A 2841-nucleotide genomic window follows, 5' to 3' on the forward strand; every position below is an offset into this window, starting at 1 on the left:
GAGCGCGGCTGTTCAACGCGGAGGTGGCGGCGGGCAAGCCCGCGTCCGCGTGGGCGTCGCTGACGGACTCCACGTCGGTGTGTTTCTCGAAGGGGCTGGGGGCGCCGGTGGGCTCGGCGCTGGCGGGAAGGGCGGACGTCATCCGCGAGGCGCGGCGGCTGCGCAAGCGGCTGGGCGGAGGCATGCGACAGGCAGGCCTCCTCGCGGCGGCGGCGCTGTACGCGCTGGAGCACCACGTGGAGCGACTGGCCGAGGACCACGCCAACGCGCGCCGGCTGGCGCAGGGGCTGTCCCAGGTCCCGGGCGTGACGGTGGACCTGTCGCGTGTGGAGACGAACATGGTGTTCGCGGACCTCGCGCGTCCGGCGGCGGAGGCCTCCGCGCTGCTCCTGAAGCAGGGCGTCCTGGCCAACCCCACGGGCCCCCACTCCATCCGCCTCGTGTGCCACCTGGACGTGTCCACGGCGGACATCGACGACGCCCTGGCGCGAATCCGGAACGCCTTCGCCAACTGACGGCGGAGCCGGGACCTCGGGGCATCCCGACTCCGGGCGCATGTGGGCGGCGTGCCTGATGGAGACGCGTGCCGCCTGCGCGCCGAGCCTCGCGAGTGCACCCCTCCCCTCGGGGCGGAAGACCTTGCGAGGAACGCCGCGTCGCGGGCGCTCCGTGAGGGGTCGGGGAGGATGGCCGCGCGCCAGCGGACACTCGCATGGGACTTCAGGGCGCGCGGCGCGGGGCCGAGCAACCCGTGTGGCCCGTTTGCCTCATCGTGCCGGGTAGGCACCGACCGCTCCGTGCCGGGTGCGGACCGCACGCACCGGTGCCCACCCACGCGGATGATCCGCCTGCCTGAAACAGGTGCCGTGGCCGGTGCATGGTAGGCTCGCCGAGCCGTGCGCCGACCCGCCGTCCTCGCCCTGCTGGCCCTCTCCGCTTGCGCGACGCCGCGAGCGGAGAAGATGAGCTTTGAGGAGCTGTACGCGACCTCGGGCGACGGTGCCTCCTTCAGCGAATCCTCGCCCTTCCTCCCGCACGAGCCGGAACACGCCCGGGGCCCGCTGGCCCCTGAACGTTCCGCCGAACTCGACGCCGCGCTCACGTCCTTCGCGGACAGGGCCCGCGCCTACCGCGAGAAGGTCCAGCGCGGCGCCGTGATGCCCTCCGAACAGGCGCGGAACTGGGCGGAGATGAACGCGGCCCTGGACGCCTTCCTGTCCCGCCCCGTGGAGCACACGGACAGTCGCGACCTGACGCGCGCCCGGGGCATCATGGAGGCCGAACTGGAGCAGGACGCGCGCCTCTATGGCGACATGCCCGGTCCGCTCGCGGAAGCCGTCGTGCTGCGCGTGGGCCGCCTCATCGTGCGCGCGTCCACGCTGCGCCGCTGGGAGCATCCGCCCGAACCCTCCGGCCCCCCGCGCCTCGCCTGGCCCGTGGAGCCGGTCACCATCACCAGCCTCTACGGCGAGCGCTGGCACCCCATCACCGGCCAGCTCCGCCGCCACCTGGGCGTGGACCTCGCGGCCCGCCGGGGCCAGGTCGTCAGCGTCGCGCAAAGGGGCGTCGTCCTCCGGGCTGGCTGGAACGGCGACCATGGCCAGCAGGTGGAGGTGCAGCACGACGGCCAGTGGGTCACCCGCTACAGCCACCTGTCCCAGGTGCTGGTGACGACCGGCGAGGTGCTGGCGAGCGGTGACGCGGTCGGGCTCGCGGGGGACACGGGCCTGGCGACCGGTGTCCACGTCCACTTCGAGCTCTGGCACGACGGCAGCTCCCTGGACCCGCTGGAGGCGCTCGTCACGCCCGAAAGCTCCCCGGAAGCTCCCCAGGAGGAGCGGCCCGTGGCCCGGCAACTGCCGGAAACTCCCGCCCTCACGTCCCAGGGGCGTCACCCGAGTGCGACGGGTTCGCGCCCCTGAGGGGGACGGTCCTGCTGCTGCCCGACTACAGCGAGTTCTTCAGCTCCTTGGCGGGCCGGAAGCCGACCGTCTTCGACGCCTTGAGCTTCATCATTTCGTTGGTCTGCGGGTTGCGGATCTTCCGCGCCTTGCGCGAGCGCAGCGACCAGGTGCCGAACCCCGGGTAGCTGAAGCGCGTGTCCTTCTTCACCGCCTTGCCGATGTTGTTGAAGACGATGTCGAGGATCTGGGCGGCGGACTTCTTCGTGAGCCTCGACTGCGCAGCCACCACCTCCACGAGCTCTGCCTTGGTCATGACACCCCTCCCTCTTGCGTTGTCTGGCGTTGAACGAGCGGATGGCGGAGGTAACAAATCGAGGTTTCGACTGTCAATGCGCCACCCGCTCCGAGGCCGGAAATCCGGCCTCCGGATGAAAATTGGGCTTCGGAAAATACACCCGGTAGAGAGAGGGAGGATCGCATCTTTTGATACATCCTCACACCCCCTCTTCGTCAGAAAGGGGAGATGATCGCGTGATGATCGATTGCGGATGAAAGTCTTTGGGAAATCGATCACTTAGCAACGGGTCCTGATCCAGTTCCAGCAGGGCGCCGTCGAGGGGCTAGAGTGCCTGCCCGCGTGCCATCCCGACTCCTGCCCTGGTTCCTGGTCCTGGTGTGTGCCTGCTCGAAGCCGGCGCTGAAGCCGCCGGTCCCGGGCGAGCTCTGGGTGGACGCGTCCGTGGCGTCGGGAGGCGACGGCACCCGGGAGCGCCCCCTGCGCTCCCTCGCCGAGGCCCTGACCCGTCCCGGCCCCCTCCACGTGCACCTGGCCGCCGGTCGCTACGAAGGCCCCTTCCGGCTCCCGGGGGGCACCCGGCTCGTGGGCGAGGGCCCCTCCACGGTGCTGACGGCCCCGCGACGACACCCGGGTCCGGGC

Annotated in this window: 3 protein-coding genes and 1 pseudogene; 3 read left to right on the forward strand and 1 reads right to left on the reverse strand. The window is 71.2% G+C overall.

Annotation, left to right across the window (positions count from 1 at the left end; all coding sequences use genetic code 11):
- Together D7V88_RS40330 and D7V88_RS40335 are read left to right on the forward strand one after the other, a co-directional pair.
- On the forward strand, window positions 1-515 hold a 515-nt coding region (locus D7V88_RS40330), incomplete at its 5' end, for a threonine aldolase family protein (protein WP_244238657.1).
- Window positions 516-896: 381 nt separating this feature from the next.
- Window positions 897-1922 (forward strand): M23 family metallopeptidase, encoded by a 1026-nt coding sequence (locus D7V88_RS40335; RefSeq protein WP_120545807.1) that lies wholly within the window; start codon window positions 897-899, stop codon window positions 1920-1922.
- Between the two features lie 25 nt (window positions 1923-1947).
- On the opposite strand, the gene D7V88_RS40340 is transcribed toward D7V88_RS40335, so the two are convergent.
- A complete protein-coding gene (locus tag D7V88_RS40340) occupies window positions 1948-2217 on the reverse strand; it encodes an HU family DNA-binding protein (protein WP_120535979.1) in 270 nt (89 codons plus the stop codon).
- 324 nt (window positions 2218-2541) lie between these two features.
- Here D7V88_RS40340 and D7V88_RS40345 point away from each other — a divergent pair.
- A pseudogene (locus tag D7V88_RS40345) lies at window positions 2542-2841 on the forward strand (DUF1565 domain-containing protein); the annotation flags it as partial.

Origin of the sequence: Corallococcus terminator, from assembly GCF_003611635.1 — a bacterium.
Taxonomy (GTDB): Bacteria; Myxococcota; Myxococcia; order Myxococcales; family Myxococcaceae; genus Corallococcus; species Corallococcus terminator.